Source organism: Nocardia asiatica NBRC 100129 (assembly GCF_000308415.1).
Lineage (GTDB): Bacteria > Actinomycetota > Actinomycetes > Mycobacteriales > Mycobacteriaceae > Nocardia > Nocardia asiatica.
The window spans coordinates 1-467 of the sequence record NZ_BAFS01000329.1 but is presented as its reverse complement, the minus strand read 5'-3'; the positions used below and the strand labels follow the sequence as shown (position 1 = coordinate 467).

General features: G+C 62.7%; 2 protein-coding genes. Both read right to left on the bottom strand.

The window, feature by feature from the left end:
• Positions 1 to 5: 5 nt before the first annotated feature.
• Positions 6 to 203, bottom strand: coding sequence for a DUF397 domain-containing protein (locus ON27_RS29235; RefSeq protein WP_043734717.1), 198 nt, complete (start codon positions 201 to 203; stop codon positions 6 to 8).
• Positions 200 to 467: Scr1 family TA system antitoxin-like transcriptional regulator (locus ON27_RS29230; RefSeq protein WP_043734714.1), on the bottom strand; the 268-nt coding region annotated here is incomplete at its 5' end. The genes ON27_RS29235 and ON27_RS29230, both read right to left, overlap by 4 nt.

Below are 467 nucleotides of genomic sequence, written 5' to 3'. Positions count from 1 at the left end.
GGGCGCTAGAACTCCTGGTCAACTACATACGCGGTGAAGGCATCCCACTCGCCGGGCGTGAACACCAGCGCCGGACCGATCGGGTTCTTGGAGTCCCGCACGCCGACGTGACCTCCCTCGAGGAAAGCGACCTCGACGCATGCTTTGTCAGCCCCGCTGTGGCTGCTCTTGAACCATTTCGCCTGGCAGCGCTCAATGTTCACGGTGCGTACTCCCTTGCTATCTGCCGGATCAGCTTCCTGCTCTGCCCCGGGTCCAGCGCCGCGCGCTCGAACTGCTGGTAGGCATCGGCATACCGGCGCACAGCGCCAAGCTTCTCCAGGTACAGATCGCCTGTGAAGCTTTCGACGTAGACAACTGTAGGCTCCTTCGGCTGTCGCTTGCCGTCGCCCCCGGACTTCAGGATGACAAACGGTCCGACGGCCACGCCCATCGGAAACCCAGCTGAGAACGGGAGCACTCGAATC